Raw genomic sequence first — 26,679 nt, forward strand, 5'->3', positions numbered from 1 at the left:
ACTGTAGTCGCGCCACCCCGCACGCCGCTCGCGATTATTCCGCGAAGACCTCCAGCTCGACGATCCGCGAGTAGGTAGGCCCTTCGTTGGAAGCCAGGGCGAGGACCCGTACCGCGGTGGCGGTGACGGGGGTGAAGGTAGAACTGTTCAGCCCGGCGGTGTTGTCGCGGACCGACGCGACCGTCTGCCAAGCTCCGTTGACCTGAGCAAGCACATCCCAGTCCTTCAGGCCGTACCCCGCGGCGGGGTACTGCTTCGAGTTCAGCGTGTACAGGTCGACCCGGCCCACGGTCTCCGGCTTGTCGAAGGTGACCTGCAGCCAGTCGGGGAAGTTGCCCTTGGTGGCGTCGTTCCACCCGGTGGTCTTCCCCCAGTGCTCCGAGTCCCGGTCGCCGTCCACCGCGCCGCAGGCCGGGTAGACCGGCAGGTGCTCGCTGGACGCCGTCACCGGCACGAAGCGCGCGAGGTTGCCACTGTTGTCAACAGGCGGCTCCCCGACCTTCACCGGCACGCTGAGCTTCTGGTCACCGGCCTTGACCTCGATCGCGTAAGTGCCAGGCGCTGTACCGCGGGGCGCGCCTACGTCGATCGGCACCTTCAGCGTGTAGCCAGGCGGCAGGTAGCTCGAGACCAGCTTGCGCGACAGGGTCAGTGGTGCACCCGCCTCCAGGAACGCGTCGGCGTACACGGCGGTCTTGCCGGTGTTGCCGAAGCGCAGCTCGAAGCCCTGCTTGGCGCACGGCACCGGTACGGCGGAGACCTCCGCCACGTCGGCCGCGAGCGTCAGGCCGCGTTGAGTGGGGCGGTCGGCAACGGCCGGCCCGGTGATGCCTGCGGCAACTACCCCGATCAGGACCGCACCCAGCAGCACCAACGGTTTCCAGCCACGGATTCTCATCGGACCGCCCTTTCGTCTTCGACAGTGCTGCCTGCAACGGAGTTCAGACCCGGGTTGCCGGCCTCGACCACGAACGAGTGGATCGTGGAGATCGGGGCGCCCGGCTTGTCGATGTACGGCACCGCGCGGAAGTCGACCCGGAGCTCGCGCTCGTCGAACCGGAGTACGGAGTAACCGCGCTTCTCGTTGACCAGCTTCAGGTGCGGGTTGCCGTCCAGGAACTTCTGGCCGTTCGCCGACACGTCGACGCCGTTGCCGCCGCTGCTGAACGAGGTGGGCACGATCTCCACTCCGTACGTCTGCGAAGACGGATCGGCGAAGTCGCGCTTCAGCTCCATCGCGTAGCCGGCGTGCACGTCACCGGTCAGCACCACCGGGTTGCGGTGGCGGTTCGCGGCGATGCCGTCGAGCATCACCTTCTGCTCGGCGCCGTATCCGTCCCACGCGTCCATGTTGTAGAGGTCTGCCGCGGTCGGGTCGAGGTCCATCCGGCTCAGGATCACCTGGTTGGCCAGCACGTTCCAGGTGGCCCGTGAGCGGTTCAGGCCGTTCAAGTACCACTGCGTCTGCTGCTGCCCGGCCAGTACGCGCGCCGGGTCGCGTCGTGCTTCCGAGTCGGCCTTCCAGCCGTCGCCTGCCGCCTGGTCGGACCTGTACTGACGGGTGTCGAGCACACTCAACTCGGCCAGCCGCCCGAAGCCGAATCGCCTGTAGAGCTGGTAGTTCGGCCCCTGCGGAGCAAGACCCCGCAGCGGCAGGTGCTCCCAGTACGCGCGGTACGCGTTGGCACGGCGTACCAGGAAGTCTTCGACGGGAGCGTTGGTCCTGGAGACCGTGCCTGCGTAGTTGTCCTGGACCTCGTGGTCGTCCCAGGTGGTGATCCAGGGCGCGTTGAGGTGAGCCGCCTGGAGATCCGGGTCCGCCTTGTAGAGCGCGTACTGCAGCCGGTACCGGTCCAGCGTGTCCGCCTCGGTACGGAACTGGCTGGGTACCGGGTCGGCCACGTTGCGCAGTCCACCGGCAGCAGCGATGCCGTACTCGTAGATGTAGTCGCCGAGGAAGACCACCGCGTCCACGTCCTCGGACGCCAGGTGCCGCTGTGCGGTGTAGTACCCGTCTGGCCACGACTGGCAGGAACTCACGCCAAGCGTCAACTGACCGCCACGAGCACCGGGCGCGGGCGCGGTACGGGTGCGGCCCGTCTGGCTGAGGTAACCGTCGCAGCGGAAGCGGTACCAGTAGTGGCGGCCGGGCTGTAGCCCTCGTACGTCGACGTGCACGCTGTGCGCGTACTCCGGCCGGGCGGTGGCCCGGCCTGAGCGGATCACCCGGTGGAAGCGCTCGTCGGTCGCCACCTGCCAGTCGACGCGGACCTCCTTGTAGGGAGCACCGCCGAGCGGCTCGAACGGCTTGGGCGCCAGGCGAGTCCAGATCACCACGCCGTCGGGCAACGGATCACCTGAGGCGACTCCGAGATTGAACGGGTTGCTGGTGAGACCGCCGGTCCCGCCGGTACCGAGCGCGCTGCCCGGCAGGTTGGTACCGAACGCCACCGCGGTCGCGGCGCCCGTGAGGGTGAGGAATCGGCGCCGGGCCATCCTCACCGCTGGTCTGAGATCTTCGGTCACTTGATCAGGCTCCTCACTAGGGCTCGAATCACAGAGGCTTGGATCACTGGGGCTTGGATCACTGGGGCTTGGATCACTGGTGCTTGGGCGGGCTTGCCAGGGACCGCAGCCGGACCGGCCCGAACAGGCCTGACGTCCGCTGTCCCCCGAACACGAAATGGGTCGGGCTCACCGCGTCCAGGTAGGGCGCGGCCGTGCCGAAGACCTCGACGTCGACAGTGACCTCACCCACTGACCCGGTGAGCTCGAAGACGTACGGCGAACAGAACCGGACCCCCGCGCTCCGCCCGTCCACCAGCACCTCCGCAGTACCGCGTACTCGACCCAGGTCGAGCTGGATCCGTTCGCCGGCTGGGATCGTGAGCTGTCGCCGGTAGCGGACTCCCCCGCTGTACTCCGACAGGCCCAGGTCCTCCCAGTCGCCCAGGCCGATCCGCCCGGGGCCGACGATCACCCGGATCGGTCCGGTGAGCGCCGCACCCGCCTCGAAGCCCGGCGTGGTCAGCAAGGTCAGCTGACCGACGCGAGCGCCGGCCGGAACCTCCGCGACCAGGTGCCCGGAGCCCGTGGCGATCTCGGTCTCGTCCACGGCGACGACAGCATGCCCGGCCAGAGCGAACTCGAGGCGAACGGTGCCCGGCGGCAGGTCGAACCGTAGGTACTCGACGCGCTGCGGATCGATCCGCGGTACGGCGAACGTGATCGGCTCGACCACACCCGAACCCGAGTCGTCCGAGCCTGAACTGGAGCCGTTCAGCCAAGATGCCTTGGGCAACGGGTGAGGCCGGCGGTTCAGGTGGAGATCGGCGAGCGCGCGATGCTGTTGCCGCCTGCGCACCACCTTCGCCGGCACCCCGGCGACCTCGCCCACCCAGCCGTGGTCCGAGACAACGAGCCCGTCGACCAGGATCGGCGACGGCTGCGTGACCTCGATCGTCACCTGGTTCTCTCCCGGCCGGAGCGCCTCGGCGAGGTTGTACCGCCGTACCCGAGGCGTCGGACGTTCGTACGGCAGGAACCCGCCCTGGCGGCCCACCTCGACCCCGTTGACGAACACCCGCGCCGACCCACTCGCGGTCAACGTCACCTCCGACTCACCAGCCGGTACTACGGACGTGGTGAACCGGATCGCAGTACCGGCAGGTGGTGGCTCGGCCAGGGCGATCCACTGGGGTCGCCGGTAGGCGGAGGTGTCCCGGACGAACGCCAGGTTCGCCCGCAGCGGCGTCTCCACCTCCGGAGTCAGGCGCAGCTCCACCGTGTGCCGTCCGGTGGAGAGACGGACGGCCGCGGCGGCGAAGTGACCACCCGCGTCGTCGATCGGCATGGTTACGCCGTCGAGCAGCAGTTCCTTGGCCGCGGGAGCCCCGACCACCGCCGTGGTGTCGAGCGCCTCATCCAAGGTGAAGGCGGCCTGGAAGCAGACCGTCCGCCCGGCCGCGACCACGCCGAAGTCCAGGAACTCCTCAGGCACGTGTCCCTTCGGTCCGAGCGCGTGCTTGTGGATCGGATCCTTGTAGATGCCGCGGCTCTCGGAGTACTCGATCGGCGTACCGTCGATCAGCCCGTGCGGCCCGAAGGTCGCATGGGCCGGATGCCACTGCTCGTCACCCGCGACGCGATGCAGCAGCTCCCACCGCTCCACGACCACCTCGCCCGAGGGTGCCGCAGCAGGCCAGGTGAAGTCGCCCCAACTGTTGTCCAAGGTCGGCAGGAGCGTCGCTTCCCACTCGCCGTCGACCACCTCGTGCTGCCAGTCCTCAGCAACGACGGACGGCGCCGACGGGTTGCCGGCGGCGAACACCAACAGCGCGGCGGGTCCCTGGTCGAACGGCACAACGACCTCCGCGACATCGTCATCCACTTTGTAGGCAAGGGGTTTCGGCTCACCACCGAAGGGAGACACCAGCATCGGCGGACCCGGGATATCGCGCACCCGGACGACGACCTCGCGCAGATACCGGTCGGAGTCGAAGTCATAGCCGACGGTCGCCCAGTCGTGACTGATGCCGCGCTCAACGGCCCGACCATCGCCGACCCGCGTCGCGCTCCACTCGGTCGCGGTGACGAAGACGACCAGCTCACCATCCACCTCACGCGCGAGCGTCGGCACCTCGGCCTCGACCGGGCGCGGCAACCGCGCCAGCACAGCGGGAACCTCTTCCGCGGTCGCCACCAGCTGCGCCTCACGTCGGGCGAACCGCTCACGCAACAACGCGACCGCCTTGTCACCACCGGCAACACCGCGGGCCGGAAGCGCGCCGACGGCAACTACCAACCCACCCGCGGCAACAAACTCATCCAGCCGCTCGGCCACCGCACCTTCCAGAACAGTTGCTGCAGGCAACACGACGGCGGCGTACTCCTCATCGGCGACGCACAACCGCACCTCCGACCCGACCCGTACCTCCGCACCCGCGAGCGAGTCATCGTCGATCACATCGGCATCGAGCCGCGCACCATCCAGCACACCCCGCAACGGCGCGAACCAGGTCGCATCTCCGATCAGCTCCCGATACACCTCTTGAGCCCGTACGGCGTCAGGCCCGGGACCATCCATCGTCAGATCGGCCTGCGCTGTCGCAGTGGGGAACAGTACGGCGACGTCGCACAGGTGCCGGCCCATCGAGAGCGCGGCGCACAACCCGGCGACGGTGTCGGCGAAGTGCTTGTGGTGCCGCCAGTACGGCTGGCGCCAGTCCGTCGAGGGCGGCGCCCACTCCCACCACCCGGCTCTGGTCGTGTAGTAGACCGCGTGCGGGTTGTAGAGCGTGGCGCCCGTTCGCAGCCAGGGCAGCAACCAGTCGAAGGTCTCCTCGAGCGTGCCGCCCCACCCGGTCGAGTGGAATGCCTCGATCCACGTGCGTGGGCGGTCGTAGAGGTGCGCGAGCGACGAGTGGATCCGGGCGTCCCCGTGGTGGTCGGAGCCCGGCGCGCTGAACCAGCGATGCGTCCGCGCGTAGTCGGCGTACAGCTGGACACCTTCGACCGGGCGCCCCGCGCGGGCGGGGTCCTGCTGGTCGCAACCGACCATGAGGCCGTACTGCTCGTGCCACTCGTGCAGCGGCTTGAAGAACGCCTCCTCGGCCAGGGTCGCCCGGAGTGCGTGGTAGTCGCGTCTCACCTGATCCGCATCCGGTAGCGGCGAACCCCACAAGGCAGCCAGGCGATCCCGCAGGTCGTAGCCGTACCGGCTGACGAACTCGTCGGCGAAGGTGGCGGACCACGTCGGCACCGAGGGCAGCTCGTCCTGGAACGACCCGACCACCACCTTGCCGAGCCGATCGCCCAGCCGGCGGGCGAACTCCCCGTGCACCTGGTCGAGCAACGCAGTACAGGCTTCTCTGCCGAGGTAGTCGAAGCCGTGGTCGGTCTCGTAGAACAAGGACAGCGTGGATTCCATCGGCGCTTCGCACTCCGCGCCGTCGCCCGTGACAGTGACCGGCTGGCCTGGACTTCCGTCCGAGCGTTCCAGCACCGCCGCGATCGGCCGACCACCCGCAGGGCAGCTGAGAACCAGGCGACCCGTGCCGGCGGTGGTTGCGCGCTGCAGCCGACGTCCGGCGTACGACGGCTGGCGGGCGACCAACCCGGCCTGCAGGTCCGCTCCGGAGAAGCCGAGCTGGTCGTAGAACCACAGTGAGACGCCCAGCTCCTCCGCATCCGAGCAGACGCCGAGGAAGATTTCCCACCAGGCTTCGGACAGGAACGGTGGATCGTCGGCGTCGCAGCCGTGGTCCGATCCGGCCGGCGCGAGGTTGAGGACGACGAGTTGGTAGACGCCGCCCTCGACGAACCGCTCGAGCTGCCAGCGCAACCGCGCCGGGTCGAGCGGTTCGCCGCTCCACCACCAGATCGGTACTGGTGAGAAGGACCTCGGAGGATCGGCGATGATCTCGGCGAGCGACGGCACGCGGTTATCCCTTCAGTCCGCTGGAGAAGCCGCGGATGACATAGCGCTGGAGCAGCAGGAAGACGACCAGGATCGGCAGCGCGGCGAGCACCAGGCCGGCCGCGACGAGCCCGTAGTCGGACGTGTACTCGTTGACGAACGCGAACACCCGGACCGGGACCGTCTCCCGGCCCGACCCGCCCAGGTAGAGCAGCGGGGTGAAGAAGTCGTTCCAGATGTGCACGGCGTTCAGGATCAGCACCGTCCCGGTGATCGGCCGCAGCAGTGGGAAGATCACGTGCACGAACGCCTGCAGGTGCGAGGCCCCGTCGATCAGTGCCGCGTTCGTGTAGTCGGCGGGCAGCGACCGGATGAAGCCGGTGTAGAGGAACACCGTGAACGGCAGCTGGATCCCGGTGTAGAAGAGGATCATCCCCTGATAGGTGCCGAGCAGGCCGAGATCGTTCACCAGTTGGTAGAGCGGGATCATGCCCAGCTGGAACGGCAGGATGATGCCGACCAGGAACAGGATGTAGAGGCTGTAGCTCAACCGGCCGACCTGCCGGGCCAGGAAGTACGCCGCGAGCGAGCCGAGCACGATCAGCACCACCACGCTCGAGACGGTGATCAGCGTGCTGTTCAGCAGAGCGGACCCGAGCGAGGCCGACTGCCACGCGGTACCGAAGCTGTCCACCGACGGTGGATCGGGCGGCGACAGCGGAGCGTTCGCGATCTGCTCGGGATCCTTGAAGGCCAGCGTCACCAAGGCGTAGACCGGGAACAGGAAGGCGACCGCGGTCGCCACCATGACGAGCTCGAGGACGAAGGTGCGGGGCCGGTAGGCGGTCCTCATGCGGTCGTCTCCCGGGAGCGGAGGTACGCGATCTGGAGGAAGGAGACGGCGGCGACGAAGATCGCCAGCACCAGCGCGACGGCGGTGCTGTAGCCGAACTTCCCGAACACGAACGCCTGCTTGTAGAGCACGGTCGACAACGTGTCGGTCGCGTACCCCGGACCGCCGTTGGTCATCGCGATGATCTGGGTGAACAGCGTCAGGCCGCCGACCGTCGACAGCATCACGTTGATCGTCACCGCGGGCGCCAGCAGCGGCCAGGTGATGTGCCGGAACCGCGCGACCGTGCCGGCCCCGTCAACCATCGCCGATTCGTGCAACTCCTTCGGCACGCCTTCCAGGCCGGCCAGGAAGATCACCATCGAGTAGCCGGCGCACTGCCAGATCACCGTGAACGCGACCGACCAGATCGCCAGCGACGGGTTGCCCAGCCAGTCCTGCCGCAGCGCCCCGAGCCCGACGGCGTTCAGCGCCGCGTTCAGGCCCGCGTCCGGTGCCGGGTTGTAGACGTACTTCCAGAGGAAGGACACCATCACCGGGCTGACCACGACCGGGGCGAAGAAGATCACCCGCAGCACCATCCGGCTCTTGATCGTGGTGTGGACGCCGAGCGCGAGCAGCAGGCCGAGCCCGTTCTGAACCACCACGATCGCCAATGTCAGCAGCAGTGTGTTGCGGAGCGCGCCGAGCGCCTGGTCGTCGTTCACCAGTTCCTGGAAGTTGTCGAACCCGACGAACGACCGCTGCTCGCCGACCCCTGACCAGTCGGTGAAGGCCGACCCCGCGCCGACGATGCTCGGGTAGAGCATCACCAGCGCGTAGACCAGCAACGCCGGCGCCGCGAACAACCAGGGCGGCGCGATGCCACCCCCGCGACGTACCCGCTTCACCGGTGGCGGCGCGGGCTTGACCGGCGGCGCCATCACCGCCGTCATGCGGCCTTCCGGTAGGCCTCGTCCATCTTCTTCAGCGCGCCGTCGACGGTGGTCTTGCCGCCGAGCAACTCCTGGACGACGGCGAAGTGCGTCGGCTGCACCTCGGCGTTGGGCCAGCGCTGGTCCATGAACGGAACCGCCTTGTTGCCCGACAGGTAGGGCAGGAACGGCTTCAGTACGGGGTCCACCTTCGCCTCGCCCTCGGAGTACAGGGGAACGCAGGCGACCGCCTCGGCCCAGGTGTTGATCATGTCCGGCTGTCCGCAGAACTCGATGAACTTGCGCGCCTCGTCGGCCTTCTTGCTCTTCGCGCTGACCGCCAGGCCGACCACGATGCCGCCGGGGATCCAGTTGTCGGCCGCGGTGTCGGTGGCCGGCAGCGGGAACATGCCGAGGTCGTCGGGCGACGGCGCCGCGTCCCGGTAGGCCTGCAGGACCGCGGAGACCTGGATCGCCATCGCGGCCTTGCCGGTGCCGACCATCGAGGTGGCCTGCTCGTACGTCGTACCGTTCGGGTTGTCGTTGAAGAAGCCGCGCTTCTGCAGTTCGAGGTACTTGTTCATCGCGTCGGCCCAGCCGGAGCCCGCGAACGTCGCGGAGCCGGCGGCCATCTTGTCGTCGAAGTCGGGCTGCTTGGCGTAGACGGTGCCCGGCACCAGCGCGTAGTTGATCAGCTGAGTGACCCAGGGCGTTTGCGCACCGAGGGCGAGCGGCACGATGCCCTTCTTCTTCAGCGTCTCGCAGACCGTCAGCAGTTCGCTCCACGTGGTCGGCACCTCGACCCCGGCCTTGGCGAACGCCTTCTTGTTGTAGATCGCGCCGAGCACGCTGGTCCCGGGCGAGAAGATGAAGGTCTTGCCGTCCTGCTGGTAGGCGCCCTTGAAGCCGGTCGGGATCTTCTGGGTCCAGGCCTGGTCGCTCAGGTCGGTCAGTAGGTTCGCCTTGCTGAGCTGGACCATCGACATCGCGCTGCCGTTGCCGGGGTAGACCGCGTGCATGTCCGGCGCGTTGCCCGCCGCGAGCTGAGCCCGGAGCGCCGTCTGCAACTGGTCCGCCGGGGAGAAGGACAGGTTGAAGTCGAACGAGCTGTTCTGCTTCTTGTACTCGTCGAGCGCCTTGCGCAGGCCGGCCTCCTGGCTGCCCGCGCCGATCACCTTCAGGGGACCGCCGCCGCTGCCGCCGGCGGAGTTGCCGCCACCACACCCCGCGAGGGTGCCGGCGACCGCGACGCCGCCCATCAACTGCAGCAGTCGCCTCCGGCTGACCTGCGGACGGATGATCTCGGATGCCACGGTTCCTCCTGAGCTCGGGGCAGCACAGAACCCCGGAAATATCACCGTTGAATGGGAACAAAACGTGAAGGGGTGTTATCTTCCTCACTGCGGCACGCTACGAAGACCTCACTTGGCGTGTCAAGGGTTCGGAGGTCACCTTTTGAAAGGATTCAGTCCGATGCTCGCCGGAATCGGGCAGGCGGCCCTCCGACCGGCCTGAGAAGATGGCGATGTGCCCGAGACAACCTCTGCCCTGCTCACCGGGCAGGCCCGCGCCTGGAAGCGCATCCTGGCCCACCCGTTTGTCGCCCGCACCTCCGCCGGTTCGTTGCCCAAGGCCACCTTCGACCGCTGGCTGACCGAGGACCACTACTTCGTGCTGTCCTTCCGGAGCTTCCTCGAGGCGCTGTCCGAGGTGGCTCCCGACGATGACGCCCGCAAGGTGCTGGCCGGCGGACTGGCCGGCCTGGTGCCGGAGCTCGAGCTGTTCGAGACCGAGGCCGCCGAGCGCGGACTCGACCTCACCGCCGAGCCCTCGCTGCTGAACCTGGGCTACTCCTCATACCTGCTCGCCTCGGTCCAGGAGGGCTGGCCGGTCGGCATCACCGTCCTCTACGCCGTCGAGAAGGCGTACTACGACGCCTGGGCCTCCGTCCGCGACAGCACCAGCCCGGACACGCAGTACGCCGGCTTCATCGCGAACTGGTCCTCGCCCGAGTTCTCCGCGTACGTCGACCAGCTCGGCGAGCTGGTGGACCGCGAGGAGCTGACACCTATGATGACCCGAGCCTTCGACCGGGTTGCGCGGTTCGAACTGGCCTTCTGGGATCTGGTGCACGGGTGAAGACCGCAGTCCTGGTGAGCGGTGTCGTACTGCTGGCAGTCGTCGGTGCCGCGGCCGGCTACGAGACGGGCGTCCTGACCGAGCCAGGCACCACCCTCACCGCCGGCGCCGCCGCACCACTGGGCGGCATCTCCCCCGCCGCGGCGCTGCCGGTCAAAACTCCCGTCCCCAGTGATGTTCCGGCCCTCACCACGGCGGAGCTGACCTTCCGCCAGCACACCTTTCAGGTCCAGGCCTCCGATCGGACGGTGGAACTAGCGATCCAGGTACCCCGCGGCTGGCAGCTGACCACCAACCCGAAGAGCCCTGCCGAGGTCAAGTTCCTCGATCCGCTGAAGGAGCGAGGGGTTCGCGTCGAGGCGATCTCCCCACCCGGTCTGAGCCCGAAGGAATCACGGCAGAAGCTGATCGTGGACCTGGAGAAGAGCCAGGCGCCGGAGAACGACCTGCGGATCGTGTCCCAGACCGACGACCAGATCGAGGCCGACGGCGAGCTCCGCTCGGTCTCCACGCTGATCTACACCTACATCCCGAACCAGACCCGGCGGTACGTGATCGTCTCCTGGGTAGCCGCCGCTCACGGCGACGATCTGGCGACCGTCGAGATGAGCATCACCGGACTCCCCCAGGACGCCGCCGGCCTCAACTCGGTTCTGCAGGAAGCGACCCGCTCGGTCCACGAGACCGGCTGACCGGAAGACGCCCGAACCTTCCGGTGACTTACGGTGTCTAAGGGACGTGCTGGGGGCGGACCGGGAGGAGGGGTGGCCGTGGCCGGACGGAGGGTCGGTACTGCGCTGCTCGGGTCCGGCTTGCTCGCGATCACGCTGCTGGGGGCAGCGGGTGGTTACGGGGTGGGCTTGTGGACGACCCCGGGGACCGCTGCGACCAACGGGGAGGCCAGCCCGCTCTCCGCACTGAGTCTGCCCACCGCTCCGCCCACTCAGTCCCCGACGCCGCCCGCCAAGAAGATCGTGCCGGACGACTCCCCGGCACTGGAGGCGGACGAGCTCACCTACAAGACCCGCACGTTCACCGCGCGCATGGCGGTGAAGTCGAGAGTGCGGGTCCAGGTGCCGGCCCTCTGGGACTTCACCCAGCCGGATCCGCCGAAGCTGGGCAGGTACACCGACCCGACCAAGAAGCGCTGGATCCGGATCGAGGCGGGCTTCACCGTCCAGCGGCCGCCGGCCGAGTCGATGGCGATCCGGATCAGTGAGCTGAAGGCGATCCCGGCCAACCAGATGGTGGAGGTGCTAGACGAGCAGGTCGACCCGGACACGCACAACGCGACCCTGGTCTACACCTATGTGCCGGACTCGAGCGTCCGCTACGTGATCGTCCGCTGGATAGCCGACGAGAGCGGCAACTGCATCTTCGAGATGGGCTCGACCGGCCTGCCACAGGACGAAGACGCCCTCCTGGCCGTCCTGGACCGAGCCACCGAAACAGCCACCCGCACCGACGAAGACATCTGAGCTACCCGTGCTCCGACGCCGTCCGCGGCACCCGGTGGCCTCCGGAGGAGGTCAGCGGGGCCAGATGATGCGGAAGATCGTTGAGCGGATGCGGTAGAAGCGGCGGCGGTTCGCCTGGAGCAGCGCGGGCGACGGCCTGAGCCGCTCGACGACCATCATCACGGAGTTCCTTCACCTCTGTACACGATCGAGTCGGCCACCTCGATGACCTTGTCCCGATCGGGGCCCTGGACCTGCACGAACATCAAGTCGCTCCCCGTATCGACGACTCTCTGTAGCAGGATGGTAGCGCCCGGTCCACACTGCGCCGAAATCTGCTCCAGGCCGGGCTTCCCACCGATGATGGAGTCCAGGATCTCCCCCGGCAGGCCGCAGTTGTACTCCTTGGGATCCGGGAACCGCTTGCGCGGGTCGCCGTTGCGATCGATCAGGCCGGCGAAGACGCCCAGGTCCGGCAAGGCCCAGTTGTCGTTCTCGCTGACGCGCAGCGCGGGGCGGTCGTCAGCATTGCCCGGTGGGCGCCAGTTCGACTTGGCGACGACACCGGCCCAGTCGCTCGGGACCACCACCGAGAACCCGTTCCCAGTGGCCGTGACGTCATGGGCCGGCAGCAAGTACCGCTCGACGCCGTATCCCGCTCCACCGCCGATGACGAGTGCAAGCACCGCGGCAACAACCCAGCGACCCCGCCGCCTGCGCCTGGGCTTGCTCGGAGCTGAGGTGGAGTCCGGGGTTCCGGCTGAAGCAGGGACTGATTCGGGCACGGCCGGACTGGCGGCGGCCTCGGTGGAGCTGTCCGCCGGCATCTTGACCACAGTCGGGGCGTTGGAGTCGCTCAGCGCCGTCTTCTCGCCGACCTCCGGCTCCACCTCGGGAAGGACGATCTCCGGCTTGAGCTTGGCCGGATCGGCCGTGACGGTGCCGACCGCGGCCACCGGGGCCGCAGTACTGGCGACTGCGCCGGCCGGGAGGAAGTTCTGGGTGGTTTCGTCGAGGGCGCCGACGAGTTCGCGGGTGAAGGCCTCGATGTCGGGCCAGCGGTTCTCGCGGTTCGGGTCCAGCGCGCGGACGATCGCGGCGTCGACCCGGTCCGGGACGTCGAACCCGAGGGAGCTCGGGGGCGGGGCCGCCTTGACCCGGCCGGCCGCACCCAGGCCGTCCACCTGGTGCGGGGAACGACCTGTCAGCGCGGCATACGCGACCGCACCCAGGGAGTACTGGTCGGCTCGCTGGTCCAGCCGCTCCCCCATCGCCTGCTCGGGCGCCACGTACGACGGGGTGCCGCCGGGCAGGGTGATCCTCGACACCTCGTCGAGGGATTTGCCCAGGCCCAGGTCGGACAGGACCGCCCGCTCGCCCTCGTCGGTACTCCGGAAGAGCACGTTGGCCGGCTTCACGTCCCGGTGCAGGAGTCCCCGCCTGTGCAGCGCCTGGAGCCCTCGGCCCACCTGGACGATCACCCCGACGGCCGACTCCAGGACCAGCGGTTCTTTCTTCAGCCGGTCCGCCAGGGTGCCGCGGTCGGCGTACGTGAGCACCAGGAACGGCCGCCCGTCCTCGAGCTCGCCCACGTCGTGCACCTGGACGACATGCTCGGACTCGACCCGGCGCAGGAATCGGCCCTCCTCGAGGAAACGGCGGCGCACCGAGTCGTCGTGCGCCCAGTTGTCGGCCAGGACCTTGATGGCCACCTCGGCGTCCAACTGCTCGTCATGAGCCAGCCACACCGTCGCGAAACCACCAGAGCCCAGGCGTCGGCGCACGACGTACCGGCCTAGTCTGGTTGGGACCCCCATACAAGGCATTATGGATCACTCGGAGTCCCACGCCCGGGGGACCGATGACAACGAAGGCGCAGATGAGCGAGAGCAGCAGCCCGACCGACGAGCTCGGAGTCCTCGCCGAGCGCGCCGCCGGCGGTGACAAGAACGCGATGGACGACCTGCTCAGGCTGGTCCACCCCCGCGTGCTCCGGATCTGCCGCAGCGTGCTGCCGTACTCCGCGGACGCCGAGGACGCGGCCCAGGAAGCGCTGCTCAACATCGCCACGAAGATCCACACGTACTCCGGCCGGAGCAGCTTCTCGACCTGGGTGCACTCGGTCGCGGCGAACTCGGCCCGCTCGACGTACCGCAAGCTCAAGCGGACCGCCCAGGCCGCGCACAACCCCGACCAGATGGACCGGCCGGACCCGCGGACCACCAGCGTCATCGCCGGCACCCGCCTGGACCTGCTGGAAGCCCTCGAGACGCTCGAACGCGACCGCCCCCAGATGGTCACCCCGCTGGTACTGCGGGACGTGTACGGCCTGTCCTACGAGGAGATCGCCGCCCTGGTGGGAGCCCCGCTCGGCACCATCAAGTCCCGCATCCACGACGCCCGCGAGGTCGTCCGCCCCCTCCTCCGCCCCAAGGACTGACCCCTCCCCGGTAGCAGCAGGCCGAGGTCGCCGAGCAGGCGGCCGACTGACCGGAACGCCTGGGGGGCTCCCGCAGCGGCGTTCGGTGTGCTCAGATGGGCTTCATGAAGAAGCTCATCAACGACCCTGCCGATGTTGTGAGTGAAGCGCTGCGTGGGATGGAGGCGGCGCACCCCGACCACATCCGGGTCGATCACGAGAACCGGATCGTCTACCGCAAGGACGCACCCAAGGCCGGCAAGGTCGGTCTGATCTCCGGTGGCGGGTCCGGCCACGAGCCGATGCACGGCGGCTTCGTCGGGCTCGGCATGCTGGACGCCGCCTGCGCGGGTGAGGTGTTCACGTCGCCGGTGCCGGACCAGATGATGGCCGCGACCAAGGAGGTCGACGCCGGCGCCGGCGTGCTGCACATCGTGAAGAACTACACCGGCGACGTGATGAACTTCGAGATGGCCGCCGAACTGGCCGCCGCCGAGGCCGGTACGGAAGTGCTGTCGGTCGTCACCGACGACGACGTGGCCGTCCAGGACAGCCTCTACACCGCGGGCCGCCGGGGTGTCGGCGTGACCGTGCTGCTGGAGAAGCTCGTCGGCGCCGCCGCCGAGGAGGGCCGCCCGCTGCAGGAGGTCGCCGACCTCGCCAAGCGGATCAACGACAACGGCCGCAGCATGGGCATGGCGCTCACCTCCTGCACCGTGCCGGCCGCGGGCAAGCCGACGTTCGAGCTGGCCGAGAACGAGATGGAGGTCGGCATCGGCATCCACGGCGAGCCCGGCCGGCAACGGTTGCCGCTGGCACCGGCCAAGGACATCGCCGCGCTGCTGGTCGACCCGGTGCTCGGCGACCTCCCGTACCAGCAGGGCGACACGGTGATCGCCTTCATGAACGGGATGGGCGGCACGCCGCTGATCGAGCTGTACCTGATGTACAACGAGGTCCGGCAACTGCTCGACCGGGCCGGCATCACGGTGGCCCGCTCGCTGGTCGGCAACTACATCACCTCGCTGGAGATGGCCGGCTGCTCGGTCACGCTGCTCAAGGTGGACGACGAACTGGTACGTCTCTGGGACGCTCCGGTGAACACCCCCGGCCTACGCTGGCGAGCGTGAGCATGGGTGAGCAGAAGACCGTCGAGGACTTCGCGAACTGGCTGCGGGACCTGGCGGCCACGCTGCACGAGAACGCGGCGTACCTGACCGAGCTCGACTCGGCGATCGGCGACGCGGACCACGGCAGCAACATGGACCGCGGCTTCAAGGCGGTCGTCGCGGTGCTCGACGAGACCACGTTCGAGAGCGTCGACGAACTGCTGAAGAAGGCCGGCATGACGCTGGTCAGCAAGGTCGGCGGCGCGAGCGGGCCGCTGTACGGCACCTTCTTCCTGCGCTTCGGGACCGCGCTGGCGGGCAAGGAGATCACGCCCGCCTCGGTCGGTGAGGGACTGACGGCAGGTGTCGGTGGCATCCTCGCCCGCGGCAAGGCCGAGGTCGGCGACAAGACCATGTACGACGCCTGGGCGCCCGCGCTCGAGGCGTACGACGGGGCCGTGGCGGGTGGTTCCGACCTGGGCGGGGCGCTCTCGGCGGCGGCCGAGGCGGCTGCCAAGGGGCGGGACGCGACGACGCCGCTGGTGGCTCGCAAGGGGCGGGCCAGCTACCTCGGTGAGCGGAGTGCCGGGCACCAGGATCCGGGCGCGACGAGTACCACCCTCCTGCTCGAATCCGCCGCTCGAACGTTGGCATAACCCGTTGATCGGGATCGTGGTGGTGTCGCACAGCCGGGCGCTGGCTGAGGCGGCGGTCGGGCTGGCCTCGGAGATGGTTGCCGAGGGCGACCGCCCGGTGATCGCGGTCGCCGCCGGGCTGGACGAGACGACCTTCGGTACCGACGCGGCAGCCGTCGCGGAGGCGATCGGGACAGCCGACAGCCCGGACGGAATCCTCGTACTGCTCGATCTCGGCAGCGCGATCCTGAGCGCCGAACTGGCCCTGGAGTTCGTCGATCCCGAGGTTGCCGAGCGGGTGAAGCTCTCCAGTGCGCCCTTGGTGGAGGGCCTGGTCGCCGCTGTGGTGACCGCGTCGACCGGCGCCTCACTGGACGCGGTGATCACCGAGGCTTCGCGCGGCCTCGCCGGCAAGCAGGATCACCTCGGAGACAGCCCGGCTGTGGTCGATTCGACGCCGGTTGCTGCCGAGAGCGCCTTCGTGGAGATCGCGGTCGGCAACGAGCATGGGTTGCACGCGCGACCGGCCGCGAAGCTGGTTGCCCTGGTCAATGGGTTCGACGCGGCCGTGACGTTGACCGATCTCGACACCGGCCGCGGACCGGTCGACGCGGGAAGTCTGAGCATGGTTGCCACGCTCAACGCCCAGCAGGGTCATCGACTCCGGGTCGGCGCCTCAGGTCCGGACGCGGATGCGGCCCTCCAAGCGATCAGCGCACTGGCTGACCGGGCGTTCGACGATGCACCGGCTCCTGTTGCTGAGACCTCGACAGCGCCCCCGAGCGCGGGTGGATCCGGGCTGGATGTGGCGATCGGGCCGGCGGTGGTGGTGGATGCCTCGGTCGACCTGAGTGACTACCTGCCCTCCACAGATGAGCAGAAGCGATCGGACGAGGCGCGGGCGGTGGCGACCAACGGGTTGGTTCGGCTGCGCGACGACACTGCTGAGCGAGTCGGAGCGGCCGAGGCTGCGATCTTCGAGGCGCAACTCTCGCTGCTCGACGACCCCGCTCAGCTGAAGCTGATCTCCCAGGCGATCACCGACGGATCGAGCGCACCCGACGCCTGGCACAACGCGTTCGACGAGCTCGCGACCACCTTCGAGGGACTCGACGACGCCTACCAACGGGAGCGCGCGCAAGACGTCCGTAGCGTCCGAGACCGAGTACTACGGGCCCTCACCCGCGGCACCGCAGCACCGTCCGTGGACCCGCTGGACGTGGCGGGGTATCCCGAAGGCGGGATTCTCGTAGTACCGGAGCTTGATGCGGCGACCGCGGCCGGGGTAGATGCCGGGCGGGTCGCGGGCATCGCCGTGCGGGCCGCGGGGACGACCGGGCATGGCGTGATCGTGGCGCGGTCGCGCGGGATTCCGCTGGTCACGGGAATCGGCGACGTGGCGGTGGCGGACGGCGTACTGGTCGGCTTCGACGCGCGCGACGGCTCGTTCGTGGTCCAGCCGGACGAGGCAGCCTTCCGTACTGCGATCGAGGCGCGGACCGCGGAACGGGCAGCGGCTCTGGCCGACGCGGATCGACCCGCAGTGACGGCGGACGGCCAGACGATCGCAGTACTGGCGAACGTCGGGTCGGTCCAGGATGCGGTGGATGCGCGCGGGGCAGACGGGTCCGGGTTGGTGCGGACCGAGGTGCTCTTCGGCAACTGGCGGCAGCCGCCGACCGTCGAGGAGCAGGCCGAGGTGTTCCGCGCGGTCGCGGCGGCGCTCGGCGGGAAGCCGATCACCATCAGGACCTGGGACATCGGTGGGGACAAGCCGCTGCCGTTCCTGCCGCAGGAGCGCGAGGCGAACCCGTTCCTCGGCGAGCGCGGGATCCGGGTGTTCCGGCGCCGGCCCGAGTTGCTGCGGGACCAGCTGAAGGCGATCTGCCAGGTGGCGACGGAGACGCCGGTGCAGGTGATGTTCCCGATGGTCACGACGGCCGAGGAGGTCGCCTGGGCGCTCGAGCAGCTCGGCGCGATCGGCACCCACCCGTGTGGTATCAAGGTCGGCATCATGGTCGAGGTCCCGGCGGCCGCGTTGCGGATCGCCAGCCTCGCCGACGGCCTGGATTTCGTCAGCATCGGGACGAACGACCTCACGCAGTACACGACGGCTTCGGATCGCGGCAACACCAACGTCGCGGCACTGGCCGATGCCCTCGACCCGGCGGTCCTGCAGTTGATCGACCGCGTGGTCCGCGGAGTGCCCGCCGGCGTCGAGGTCGCCGTTTGCGGGGACCTCGCGAGCGACCCCGATGCCGCCGCACTCCTTGCCGCCCTGGGCGTTCACGAACTGAGCGCGGTCGGCCCCCAGGTCCCACTCGTCAAGGCTCGCCTCCGCCAGACCAACCTGACCACCGCCGCTGCCGTCGCCGCCAAGGCCCTGACCCTCCCCAGCGCCGCCGACGTCCGCGCTCTCCTACAGTCCGAGCTCTGACGCTCAGCCAGCGGCGTAGTAGCGGAGTTCTACGAGGTTGAAGCCGTTGGTGCGTTCAGGCTTCGCGGGCAGCGTGTGGGTCTCGCCTGGCTGGAGGTAGGTGACCGTGGGAGTGGCGCGGTCGAGGTCTACGACCAAGGCTGGGTAGGCGCCGGTGCGCCAGGTGTAGGACTCGCCGGCGTCGGGGGTGACGTGCTGGACGCGGACGTCCGGGTCGTCGACGACGACCTTCGTGGGGACCTCGCCGACGCCTTCGAAGGCGCCGTCCTGTTCGATGCCTTCGGCAACTTCATAGGGTTCGCCCGAGGCTTCTTCGCCGAGGTCGAGGAGCTCGATCAAGCGGTTGAGGTACGGCGAGTCGCCGTCGTTGGTGAGCATGTGGACCGGGGAGACCGGGCGGTAGACCGAGCCGCCGATGGTCTCGCTCAGCTGACGGGCGGGGCTTGCGTCGAGCCAGTCCATGTGGCAGGGAGACGTCGCCAGGCACAGCACGACGTACGGGTTGTGGTGCAGGTGCCAGCCCTGCGCCTCGCCGCCTTCGAGGGCGACCTCCCAGACCCGGACGCGAGAGTTCTCCAGCAGTACCCGGGTGCCGATCTCGCCGAGCACGACCTCGGTGCCGTCGGGGGCCGGGACGGTGGTGCCTGCGGTCATTCGTATCTCCAGTTCAGAAGGTGTCGACGTCGCGTTCCATCGCGACGGCGCCGAGTACCACGCCGTCGGGCAGGGTCAGTTCGGCGTGCTCGACCTCGGTGAAGCCGAACGCCTTGTACAGCGGTACTCCGGGCAGTGTCGCCATCAGCGCGAGCCGGGTGAATCCCTCGTCCCGGGTGGCGTCCACGCAGGAAGTCAGGATCGCCCGGCCGAGCCCACGCCGGGTCCAGTCGGCGCGGGCGAACATCGCGCGGATCCGGGCCGGCTCCGTCGCCGGGTCGAGCAACCTCTCGTCGGCGCCGGCATCCGTGCCGTTGAAGAGCTTGTTCCGCCGGCTCCACCCGCCGCAGGCCACGAGCTCCCCGCCGGCCTCGTGCACGTAGTACGTGCCGTCCTCGATCAGGGCCAGGTCGAGCGCCGCGATGTGCACGGAGGCACTCGCCGTCTGCGCCGCGTCGTAGTACGCCGGGAAGAGGTCGAGCACGGACGCCCGCATCAGCTCGGCGATCGCCGACGCGTCGACGGGCACGGCGAGGTATCCCCGTGACCGGGGTCGTGCAGTGGGGTCGGCACGGTGCCAGGCTATTTCAGCCGCGGGGCGCGTACATGATCAGGCCCACGCCGACGAGACAGACCAGCGCCCCGGCGAGCTCCCAACGGTCCGGCCGGAACCCGTCAGCCACCACTCCCCAGGCGAGTGAACCCGCCACGAAGACCCCGCCGTACGCCGCCAGGATGCGCCCGAAGTTCGGGTCCGGCTGCAGCGTGGCGACGAACCCGTAGGCGCCGAGAGCAACGATCCCGCCGAGCATCCACAACACCCCGCGGTGCTCGCGCACCCCCTGCCACACCAGCCACGCCCCACCGATCTCCGCCACCGCAGCCACTCCGAACAACGCGATCGACCGCAACACCGTCATACCCGGAGGCTATGACACGGAGTCGATGGGGGACCTGCGGCCGACCGCAACCCGGAGTGGACCCCGCTCACCGGGTCGGCGGGAGTTCGGTAGGGTCAGCGGCGGGGTGGGTGCTGGGGGTTCTGGCGGCGGGGTCGGGAGGCCCAGCGGTAGGCGAAGAAGACCCAGGCGAGGGACGGCAGGGCGAAGATGGCGGCGGCGATCTCGCGGCCGAAGACCAGGAAGACCAGCCCGGTCAGGAAGAACGGGAGGGCCAGCCAGACGGCCCCGGCGAAGGCGGCCCAGCGCCAGCGGCCGGGCTGACGTGGCTTCGGGGTGTAGAGCGACGGCAGCGGGAGACCTTCGAACGCGGGCTGGAGGTCGGCATGCGTGACGGCCTCGTTGACCACGTCGACGCGGCGGTGCAGCTCAGGCTCGTCGAGGCGCCCGATCGCGAACTGCTCGGACAGCTCGTCGATGCTGATCCGGCGTTCCTCGTCGGTGAGCCGGACCGTCAGCATCCTGCGACGCGCTGCGACGACCCGAGCCTCCTGACTCGCGGCCGCGGCCATCCCGGCCAGGTTCGCCAGATCAGCTCTCGGCCGACCCTTGTACCGATCGGTCATCGCTCACACCCCACTCCGTCCTTCCCGAGTGTGCCAGCCGCAAGGGCAAGACCCAACCGGTACAGGAGTCAGGGTGCGACGAGACGGTCCCGCAACCGGTCGAGCTGCTCGAAGGTCAGCCCGCTCGACGTGAGGTAGGCGGCGATGTCGACGGAGCCGAGGAAGGCGACCATCGCGAGGCAGGCGTGCGCACAGTGCTCGTCGAGCGCCTCGGGGCTGAGCGGTTGCTCGCCCGCCCCAGGAGTCACTTCGTAGTACGCGTTCATCGTGCGCAGGCCGAGCTCGTAGTCGTCCAGGATGCCCGCGACCGGCGTCCCTACCAGGGTGAGCAGCATCGCGATGATCATCCCGGTCCGGTCCCTGCCGGCCTTGCAATGCACGAGTACGCCGCCCGCCGGGGCATCCGCGATCCGCGCGAACACCGAGGTGATCAGTCCCGGCCAGCGACGCAGCGCCTCCCCGTAGTACTCGGGGGTGTCGAGCCGCTCGCCCCAGACAGCCATGAACTCTTCGTCCTGCTGATCCTCGACGGGGTGGTGGTGCACGACGTCGAGCACCCGCACCTCGAGCCGTTCGTCGTCGTTCCGCAGGTCGATGACCGTGCCGACCCCGGCGTCCGCCAACTGCTGCCAGCCGGTTTCGGTCAGCAGATCCGGCCGGGCCGAGCGATAGATCCGGCCCGGCTGGATCGTTCCCGATCCAGCCGGCAGTCCGCCGAGGTCCCGCGCGTTGACCGCGCCGTCCCAGTCCAGCTCGCGGCTCACGTCAGCCGAGGGCGTTGGGGAGGGTCGCCGTCCAGTTGCTGCGGAGCTCCGGCAGCGGGATCTCGAACTGGTCCTGGACGTCGAGGGACTCGCCGGTGACGACGCCGATCTTGGTGTGCGGGAACCGGCGCGCGGTGCACATGTCGGTGAACCGGACCTCCTCGGTCCGCGGTACGGCGACGACCGCGCGGCCGGCCGACTCCGCGAACAGGAACAGGAACGGGTCGAGACCGTCCGGGGCCCACACCCGGGCGCCGGTGCCACCGCGCAGGGCGGACTCGACGAGCACCTGGGCGACGCCGCCGTCGCTGACGTCGTGCGCCGCGTCGATCAGGCCGTCGCGGGACGCGTTGATCAGGATGTCCGCGAGCTGCGCCTCGGCCGCCAGATCCACCGCGGGCGGGCGTCCGCCGAGGTGGCCGTGGATCACGTGCGCCCACTCCGAGCCGGACAGCTCCTCCTCGGTCTCACCGAGCAGGTAGAGCTGGTGACCCTCCATCTCGGCGGTGAAACCGATCGGGGTCCGCCGGGTCACGTCGTCGATGACACCGAGTACGCCGACCACGGGCGTCGGCAGGATCGGGGTCTCGCCGGTCTGGTTGTAGAACGACACGTTGCCACCGGTGACCGGGATCCCCAGCTCGATACAGCCGTCCACCAGACCACGGATGGCCTCGGAGAACTGCCACATCACTCCCGGGTCCTCCGGCGAGCCGAAGTTCAGGCAGTCGGTCACCGCGGCCGGGCGAGCACCGGTGGTGGCAACGTTGCGGTAGGACTCGGCCAGCGCGAGCTTGGCGCCGATGTACGGGTCGAGCTTCGCGAAGCGGCCGTTGCAGTCGGTGGAGACCGCTACGCCGAGTCCGCTGGTCTCGTCGACCCGGATCATTCCGCTGTCCTCGGGCTGCGCGAGCACCGAGTTGCCCAGCACGTACCGGTCGTACTGGTCCGTCACCCAGGACTTGTCGCACAGGTTCGGCGACGCGATCAGCCGCAGCAGGGTGTCCCGCAGCTGCTCCGGAGTGTTTGCCCGGGGCAACTTCTCGGCGCCGTCGGCCTGCAGCTCGTCCTGCCAGTCCGGCCGCGCGTACGGGCGCTCGTAGACCGGGCCCTCGTGCGCGACGGTGCGCGGCGGTACGTCGACCACCCGCTCACCGTGCCAGTCGATCTGCAGCCGGCCGGTGTCGGTGACCTCGCCGATCACATCGGCCTGGACGTCCCACTTCTCACAGATCTTCAGGAACTGCTCGACATTGTCGGGCGTGACGACGGCCATCATCCGCTCCTGCGACTCGCTCATCAGAATCTCTTCCGGAGCGAGCGAGGCGTCCCGCAGCGGCACCTTGTCGAGCGAGACGAACATGCCGCCGTCACCCGCGCTGGCCAGCTCGGAGGTCGCGCAGGACAGCCCGGCGCCACCGAGGTCCTGGATGCCCTCGACGATCCGGGCGGCGAACAGCTCCAGGGTGCACTCGATCAGTAGCTTCTCCATGAACGGGTCGCCGACCTGGACCGCGGGCCGCTTGGTCGGGCCACCCTCGGCGAAGGTCTCGCTGGCGAGCACCGAGACGCCGCCGATGCCGTCGCCACCGGTCTTCGCGCCGTACAGGATGATCTGGTTGCCGATGCCGGTGGCGTTCGCGAGGTGCAGGTCCTCGTGCCGCATCACGCCGACGCAGAGCGCGTTCACCAGCGGGTTGCCCAGGTACGTCGGGTCGAAGACGACCTCGCCGCCGATGTTCGGCAGGCCCAGGCTGTTGCCGTAGCCGCCGACGCCGGACACGATCCCCGGCAGCACACGCTTGGTGTCCGGGGCGTCCAGCGGGCCGAACCGCAGCGGGTCCATCACCGCGACCGGGCGGGCGCCCATCGCCAGGATGTCGCGGACGATGCCGCCGACCCCGGTGGCCGCGCCCTGGTACGGCTCGACGTACGACGGGTGGTTGTGCGACTCGACCTTGAAGGTGACGGCGTAGCCCTCACCGATGTCGATCACACCGGCGTTCTCGCCGATGCCGGCCAGCATCTTGCCGGCCGGGGTCTCCTGCGGGATCTCGCCGAAGCGCTTGAGGTGCACCTTGGACGACTTGTACGAGCAGTGCTCGCTCCACATCACCGAGTACATCGCCAGCTCGCAGCTGGTCGGCCGCCGGTCCAGGATGTCGCGGATCCGCTGGTACTCGTCCGGCTTCAGCCCGAGCTCCGCCCACGGCTGCTCGACGTCCGGGCTGCTGGTCGCGTTGCTGACGGTGTCGGTCGACACTTTATGACTCCTGTACTAGGTGGGGCTCGGGTGAAACGGTAGCGGGCTGCTGGTCGGCGTTCACCGACAGGAGATGCGCTACAAGCAAAGGAAGGGCGAAGCCGGCCATGATCGCGGGGAGGACGACGCCTGCGTCGTTGAGGAGCATGCCGATCAGGCCGCAGGTGGAGAGGGCCAACAGGGTCGGCCGGACCATCGGCTTGCTCACGTAGAAGCGGCGGTACGCCTCGGAGGGCACCTTGTCCGGCCAGACGGTCGCGGCCATCGCCAGCAGTACCCCGATGAGCATGGCCCAGCCGGCGACGGAATCGAAGAAGCCGAGGGACATCTGCAGCTTGCGGATCAGCACGTCGTTCACGTCACCGTCGAGAAGCCGGGCCACGAAGGTGCCGAAGTGGCTCCGCTGGTCCGCCGGGCGCAGGTAGTCCAGGAAGGCGACGGCCGACACAGCGAGCACTCCCGCGACGCCGATACCCAGCAACGCCTTCCAGGTGATCCCGCCGCGCCAGGTCAGCCAGGCCATCAGCAGCACGGCCGGGGTGAGCGCGATGATGCCGCCGAAGTCCGTCCCCCAACCGGGCTTGCCGTCGACGATGATCGCCAGGCCGCCGATAGCGAGTACTACGAGCGCCGCCTGCACTCTGCTGCGGTCCAGCACCCTCTGCGCGGCCCACCCGGCCATGACGAGCGCGGCGACTGCCAATACGGCGAAGGTGGAGTTCCCGAAGCCGTAGAACCGCCCGCCGATCACCGGCCCGTCCGTGAACATGCTGCCGAACTGCAGGGGCGTCCCCAGCACTCCGTCGACCAGCAGGATCACGTACGCCGCTCCGAGGATCCCGAGGTACGCGTACTCCTTGAGGAACGCCCAGGCCAGCCCGGCGACGGCCGCGCTCATCGCGAGCGCCACGAAGTACAGGGAAAGGCCGGGCGACGGCCAGCGCCACCACTGGGTCACCGTGGTCAGGAACACCGTGATGAAGAACCCACCCTGGGTCAGCAGCGTGAACACGCTCGTACTGCGGGCACGCCGGCTGCGGGTGATCAGGAACCAGCCGAGCGCGGCGAGTTGCGCCACCAGCAAGGTGATCGCGAGCCAGCCGAGCACCGGGCGGGGGTGCTCGAACCGTTCGTTGGTGTCGAGGCGGTCCTCGATGACGGCGGCGGCATCGGTGTGCACGTCGCCGGTGGAATGGATCTCGTTCCCGTCCAGCGGCCCGGGCTGCTCGGAGCCGGCCGGGTCGAGCTCCTTCGCCTCGCCGCGCAGGATCGTCGCGGTCACATCGGTGAGCTGGATGAGGCCGGGCCGACGGGTGGAGTCGCTGGTCAGCCAGCGCGGTCCGTTGTCCGGCGGCAACTGCATCGCGACGAGTGGTTCCTGGTGCGCGACGGCGGTCTCCTCGGCGACTCCGACGAGGAGCACCCAGCCGTCGGCCGCGCGGGCTTGCGCGACCAGGTCGGCGACCTTCTTGCGGGCCTCCTCGCGGCCTTCGCGCAGCGGCATCGGGCCGGCGTCGATGATCGCGTCACCGCAGGCGTTGCTCGCGAGCAGCGCGGGGTCGAGGGACTCGGTCCAGTTGGCGACCGTGCCGTCCGTGCGGGCCAGTGCGACCGCAGCACCTGGGCCGAAGCCGCAGATCCGGTCACGGCTCTCCGCGAGCCGCCCGAGCGGGGCGCCGGTGTGGTGCTCGGCCTGGCGGTCGACGTACGTCTGCCAGCCCTGGATCTTGCCGTCGACGACACCGGGGAGTTCACCGCACCCCTGGTCGGGCACACTGCCCCAGGCGCGGGTGCCTGCGTTGATCGTCAGCCAGCCGTCGATCGGGCAGGTATGCGGCCCGGCCGTCTTCACAGTGATCGACCCGACATTCGACTGGTTCACCAGCGCCGTCAACTCCGGCGAGGCCTCAACATCACTCCACCGCAACCCCGGCACACCAATCACCACCACCTTGGCCAGCAAGTCCTGCGAACCCTGCGGCTGGGTACCGGGAGCAGCCGAGGCCGCACTCGTGGTACCGACGACGACGGCAGCGACCAGGAACAGGGTGCGGAGCAGAACCCGCCGCACCCGCCGAGACTTCATCAGGAGGCGACGACGGCCTTCAGCACCGAGGTGAAGAAGCCGAGGCCGTCCGTGCTCGGGCCCGTCAGGGTCTCGACGCAGTGCTCCGGGTGCGGCATCAGGCCGACCACGTTGCCCCGCTCGTTGCTGATCCCCGCGATGTCGCGGTAGGAGCCGTTCGGGTTCTGGTCCAGGTACCGCGCGACCACCAGGCCCTCACCCTCGAGCCGGTCCAGCGTCGCCTCGTCCGCGACGTACGAGCCGTCCTGGTTCTTCAGCACGATGGTGATCTCGTGGTTCGCGTCGTAGTCGCTGGTCCAGGCGGTGCGGTTGTTCTCGATCCGCAGCGGCTGGTCCTTGCAGATGAACTTGCGGTGGTGGTTCTTGATCAGCGCGCCCGGCAGCAGGTGCGACTCGCAGAGCACCTGGAAGCCGTTGCAGATGCCGAGCACCGGCAGGCCCTGGGCCGCCTTCTCGATGATCGTGCCCATCACCGGCGCGAACCGGGAGATCGCCCCGGCGCGCAGGTAGTCGCCGTACGAGAAGCCGCCCGGCAGGACCACCGCGTCGACCCCGTGCAGGTCGGCGTCGCCGTGCCACAGCGCGACCGCCTCGGCTCCCGCGACCGTGGCCGCCCGGCGGGCGTCCACATCGTCGAGCGAGCCCGGGAAGGTGACGACCCCGATCTTCACTGGTCGCCCTCGACGTGCAGGGTGTAATCCTCGATCACCGGGTTGGCCAGCAGCGTGTCCGCCGCCTTGCGGATCTCGGCGACCTGTTCCTCGGTCGCCTCACCGTCCAGGGTGATCTCGAAGCGCTTTCCCTGCCGCACATCCGCCACGCCGTCGAAGCCGAGCCGGCCGAACGCGCCGTGCACCGCCTTGCCCTGCGGGTCGAGGATCTCGGGCTTGAGCATGACGTCGACGACAACGCGAGCCACTACAACTCCTGGTTCGGACCGGGGATGACGCCTGAATCCTACCGATCGAGCGCCAAGATTCCGCATCCTCGACTATTCACTGAGTAC

23 protein-coding genes and 1 pseudogene are annotated in these 26,679 nt (G+C 69.1%); 8 read left to right on the forward strand and 16 right to left on the reverse strand.

All coding sequences use genetic code 11. From position 1 onward, the window contains the following. Positions 1 to 34: 34 nt before the first annotated feature. The 6 genes from ACFPJ1_RS10170 to ACFPJ1_RS10195 all read right to left on the reverse strand — a co-directional run bounded on the left by ACFPJ1_RS10170 (position 35) and on the right by ACFPJ1_RS10195 (position 9,498). Positions 35 to 898 carry a discoidin domain-containing protein gene (locus ACFPJ1_RS10170; RefSeq protein ID WP_380103216.1) on the reverse strand — a complete coding sequence of 288 codons (864 nt, stop codon included), beginning with the start codon at positions 896 to 898 and terminating at the stop codon, positions 35 to 37. After that, a complete protein-coding gene (locus tag ACFPJ1_RS10175) occupies positions 895 to 2,526 on the reverse strand; it encodes an alkaline phosphatase D family protein (RefSeq protein ID WP_380103218.1) in 1,632 nt (543 codons plus the stop codon). The genes ACFPJ1_RS10170 and ACFPJ1_RS10175 overlap by 4 nt, the downstream gene beginning before the upstream one ends. 73 nt (positions 2,527 to 2,599) lie before the next feature. Further along, positions 2,600 to 6,439: a hypothetical protein gene (locus tag ACFPJ1_RS10180; RefSeq protein WP_380103220.1), complete on the reverse strand. Its 3,840-nt coding sequence runs from the start codon at positions 6,437 to 6,439 to the stop codon at positions 2,600 to 2,602. Between the two features lie 4 nt (positions 6,440 to 6,443). Further along, entirely contained in the window at positions 6,444 to 7,271 is an 828-nt protein-coding gene (locus ACFPJ1_RS10185; protein WP_380103222.1) for a carbohydrate ABC transporter permease, read from the reverse strand. Next, positions 7,268 to 8,206: a carbohydrate ABC transporter permease gene (locus ACFPJ1_RS10190; protein ID WP_380103224.1), complete on the reverse strand. Its 939-nt coding sequence runs from the start codon at positions 8,204 to 8,206 to the stop codon at positions 7,268 to 7,270. Before ACFPJ1_RS10190 ends, ACFPJ1_RS10185 begins: the two co-directional genes overlap by 4 nt. Beyond that, a complete protein-coding gene (locus ACFPJ1_RS10195; protein ID WP_380103226.1) occupies positions 8,203 to 9,498 on the reverse strand; it encodes an ABC transporter substrate-binding protein in 1,296 nt (431 codons plus the stop codon). Before ACFPJ1_RS10195 ends, ACFPJ1_RS10190 begins: the two co-directional genes overlap by 4 nt. Before the next feature lie 214 nt (positions 9,499 to 9,712). Between ACFPJ1_RS10195 and ACFPJ1_RS10200 the strand changes: the two genes are divergently transcribed. The 3 genes from ACFPJ1_RS10200 to ACFPJ1_RS10210 all read left to right on the forward strand — a co-directional run bounded on the left by ACFPJ1_RS10200 (position 9,713) and on the right by ACFPJ1_RS10210 (position 11,802). After that, positions 9,713 to 10,324 carry a thiaminase II/PqqC family protein gene (locus ACFPJ1_RS10200; RefSeq protein ID WP_380103228.1) on the forward strand — a complete coding sequence of 204 codons (612 nt, stop codon included), beginning with the start codon at positions 9,713 to 9,715 and terminating at the stop codon, positions 10,322 to 10,324. Next, complete coding sequence (locus ACFPJ1_RS10205; protein ID WP_380103230.1) at positions 10,321 to 11,016, forward strand: hypothetical protein; 696 nt, start codon at positions 10,321 to 10,323, stop codon at positions 11,014 to 11,016. Before ACFPJ1_RS10200 ends, ACFPJ1_RS10205 begins: the two co-directional genes overlap by 4 nt. Before the next feature lie 78 nt (positions 11,017 to 11,094). Beyond that, complete coding sequence (locus ACFPJ1_RS10210) at positions 11,095 to 11,802, forward strand: hypothetical protein (RefSeq protein WP_380103231.1); 708 nt, start codon at positions 11,095 to 11,097, stop codon at positions 11,800 to 11,802. A gap of 158 nt (positions 11,803 to 11,960) precedes the next feature. Here the strand turns inward: ACFPJ1_RS10210 and ACFPJ1_RS10215 are convergent, their stop codons facing one another. After that, positions 11,961 to 13,598, reverse strand: a complete 1,638-nt coding sequence (locus ACFPJ1_RS10215; RefSeq protein WP_380103232.1) for a serine/threonine-protein kinase — start codon at positions 13,596 to 13,598, stop codon at positions 11,961 to 11,963. Positions 13,599 to 13,660: 62 nt separating this feature from the next. Between ACFPJ1_RS10215 and ACFPJ1_RS10220 the strand changes: the two genes are divergently transcribed. The 5 genes and pseudogenes from ACFPJ1_RS10220 (at position 13,661) to ptsP (ending at position 18,381) form a co-directional block, all read left to right on the forward strand. Then, positions 13,661 to 14,221, forward strand: coding sequence for an RNA polymerase sigma factor (locus ACFPJ1_RS10220; protein ID WP_380103234.1), 561 nt, complete (start codon positions 13,661 to 13,663; stop codon positions 14,219 to 14,221). A 104-nt stretch (positions 14,222 to 14,325) separates the two neighbouring features. Then, positions 14,326 to 15,330, forward strand: a complete 1,005-nt coding sequence (gene dhaK / locus ACFPJ1_RS10225; RefSeq protein WP_380103236.1) for a dihydroxyacetone kinase subunit DhaK — start codon at positions 14,326 to 14,328, stop codon at positions 15,328 to 15,330. A gap of 2 nt (positions 15,331 to 15,332) precedes the next feature. Beyond that, positions 15,333 to 15,965, forward strand: coding sequence for a dihydroxyacetone kinase subunit DhaL (dhaL, locus tag ACFPJ1_RS10230; RefSeq protein WP_380103430.1), 633 nt, complete (start codon positions 15,333 to 15,335; stop codon positions 15,963 to 15,965). A gap of 4 nt (positions 15,966 to 15,969) precedes the next feature. Beyond that, a pseudogene (gene dhaM / locus ACFPJ1_RS10235) lies at positions 15,970 to 16,380 on the forward strand (dihydroxyacetone kinase phosphoryl donor subunit DhaM); the annotation flags it as partial. A gap of 45 nt (positions 16,381 to 16,425) precedes the next feature. Further along, positions 16,426 to 18,381 carry a phosphoenolpyruvate--protein phosphotransferase gene (gene ptsP, locus ACFPJ1_RS10240; protein ID WP_380103432.1) on the forward strand — a complete coding sequence of 652 codons (1,956 nt, stop codon included), beginning with the start codon at positions 16,426 to 16,428 and terminating at the stop codon, positions 18,379 to 18,381. Between the two features lie 3 nt (positions 18,382 to 18,384). On the opposite strand, the gene ACFPJ1_RS10245 is transcribed toward ptsP, so the two are convergent. The 9 genes from ACFPJ1_RS10245 to purS form a co-directional block, all read right to left on the reverse strand. After that, positions 18,385 to 19,035: a cupin domain-containing protein gene (locus tag ACFPJ1_RS10245; RefSeq protein ID WP_380103238.1), complete on the reverse strand. Its 651-nt coding sequence runs from the start codon at positions 19,033 to 19,035 to the stop codon at positions 18,385 to 18,387. 13 nt (positions 19,036 to 19,048) lie between these two features. Continuing rightward, a complete protein-coding gene (locus ACFPJ1_RS10250; protein ID WP_380103240.1) occupies positions 19,049 to 19,564 on the reverse strand; it encodes a GNAT family N-acetyltransferase in 516 nt (171 codons plus the stop codon). A gap of 58 nt (positions 19,565 to 19,622) precedes the next feature. Continuing rightward, on the reverse strand, positions 19,623 to 19,955 hold the full coding sequence (locus ACFPJ1_RS10255; RefSeq protein WP_380103242.1) for a YnfA family protein: 333 nt from the start codon (positions 19,953 to 19,955) through the stop codon (positions 19,623 to 19,625). A 95-nt stretch (positions 19,956 to 20,050) separates the two neighbouring features. Then, entirely contained in the window at positions 20,051 to 20,560 is a 510-nt protein-coding gene (locus tag ACFPJ1_RS10260; RefSeq protein WP_380103244.1) for a DUF1707 SHOCT-like domain-containing protein, read from the reverse strand. Between the two features lie 68 nt (positions 20,561 to 20,628). Next, a complete protein-coding gene (locus ACFPJ1_RS10265; RefSeq protein WP_380103246.1) occupies positions 20,629 to 21,324 on the reverse strand; it encodes a tyrosine-protein phosphatase in 696 nt (231 codons plus the stop codon). A gap of 1 nt (position 21,325) precedes the next feature. Further along, positions 21,326 to 23,587, reverse strand: coding sequence for a phosphoribosylformylglycinamidine synthase subunit PurL (gene purL / locus ACFPJ1_RS10270; protein WP_380103249.1), 2,262 nt, complete (start codon positions 23,585 to 23,587; stop codon positions 21,326 to 21,328). 1 nt (position 23,588) lies between these two features. Then, positions 23,589 to 25,658 (reverse strand): hypothetical protein, encoded by a 2,070-nt coding sequence (locus ACFPJ1_RS10275; protein WP_380103251.1) that lies wholly within the window; start codon positions 25,656 to 25,658, stop codon positions 23,589 to 23,591. Between the two features lie 14 nt (positions 25,659 to 25,672). Beyond that, complete coding sequence (gene purQ / locus ACFPJ1_RS10280) at positions 25,673 to 26,344, reverse strand: phosphoribosylformylglycinamidine synthase subunit PurQ (RefSeq protein WP_380103253.1); 672 nt, start codon at positions 26,342 to 26,344, stop codon at positions 25,673 to 25,675. Beyond that, positions 26,341 to 26,592, reverse strand: a complete 252-nt coding sequence (purS, locus tag ACFPJ1_RS10285; RefSeq protein ID WP_132191907.1) for a phosphoribosylformylglycinamidine synthase subunit PurS — start codon at positions 26,590 to 26,592, stop codon at positions 26,341 to 26,343. The genes purQ and purS overlap by 4 nt, the downstream gene beginning before the upstream one ends. Positions 26,593 to 26,679 lie beyond the last annotated feature (87 nt).

It is taken from the genome of Kribbella qitaiheensis (genome assembly GCF_042657745.1).
Lineage (GTDB): Bacteria > Actinomycetota > Actinomycetes > Propionibacteriales > Kribbellaceae > Kribbella > Kribbella qitaiheensis.

Bases quoted from the DNA above. Each gene is read 5' to 3' on its own strand.
- ACFPJ1_RS10170 (WP_380103216.1), bottom strand. From the start codon at position 898: ATGAGAATCCGTGGCTGGAAACCGTTGGTGCTGCTGGGTGCGGTCCTG.
- ACFPJ1_RS10185 (WP_380103222.1), bottom strand. From the start codon at position 7,271: ATGAGGACCGCCTACCGGCCCCGCACCTTCGTCCTCGAGCTCGTCATG.
- ACFPJ1_RS10190 (WP_380103224.1), bottom strand. From the start codon at position 8,206: ATGACGGCGGTGATGGCGCCGCCGGTCAAGCCCGCGCCGCCACCGGTG.
- ACFPJ1_RS10215 (WP_380103232.1), bottom strand. From the start codon at position 13,598: ATGGGGGTCCCAACCAGACTAGGCCGGTACGTCGTGCGCCGACGCCTG.
- ACFPJ1_RS10220 (WP_380103234.1), top strand. From the start codon at position 13,661: ATGAGCGAGAGCAGCAGCCCGACCGACGAGCTCGGAGTCCTCGCCGAG.
- dhaK (WP_380103236.1), top strand. From the start codon at position 14,326: ATGAAGAAGCTCATCAACGACCCTGCCGATGTTGTGAGTGAAGCGCTG.
- dhaL (WP_380103430.1), top strand. From the start codon at position 15,333: ATGGGTGAGCAGAAGACCGTCGAGGACTTCGCGAACTGGCTGCGGGAC.
- ACFPJ1_RS10245 (WP_380103238.1), bottom strand. From the start codon at position 19,035: ATGACCGCAGGCACCACCGTCCCGGCCCCCGACGGCACCGAGGTCGTG.
- ACFPJ1_RS10255 (WP_380103242.1), bottom strand. From the start codon at position 19,955: ATGACGGTGTTGCGGTCGATCGCGTTGTTCGGAGTGGCTGCGGTGGCG.
- ACFPJ1_RS10260 (WP_380103244.1), bottom strand. From the start codon at position 20,560: ATGACCGATCGGTACAAGGGTCGGCCGAGAGCTGATCTGGCGAACCTG.